The organism is Arthrobacter sp. lap29, from assembly GCF_032458965.1.
GTDB lineage: Bacteria > Actinomycetota > Actinomycetes > Actinomycetales > Micrococcaceae > Specibacter > Specibacter psychrochitiniphilus.
The window spans coordinates 1-223 of record NZ_JAUCEK010000050.1 but is presented as its reverse complement, the minus strand read 5'-3'; the positions used below and the strand labels follow the sequence as shown (position 1 = coordinate 223).

Annotated in this window: 1 pseudogene; it reads right to left on the bottom strand. The window is 57.8% G+C overall.

Going from position 1 to position 223, the window contains the following annotated elements:
- Nucleotides 1-223, bottom strand: a pseudogene (locus tag RY113_RS18455) (hypothetical protein); the annotation flags it as partial.

Genomic DNA, 223 nt, shown 5'->3' with positions numbered 1-223 from the left:
GTGCCGTCTTCTTGGTCTGGGTCGTTGGTGTTGATGGTGTTGGGGTTGGTGTGTTTGTTGGGGTTGGTGGCGAAGCTGATCAGGGCGAAGAGTTGTTCGTATTGTTCGATGGTGCAGGCGCCGTAGAGGGAGACGAGTCCGCGGCGGGGTTGGCGGAAGAACAGGCCTTGTTTGGCGATGAGGTCTGAGGTGCTGGGTTTATTGCCGTCGGGGTCTAGATGAC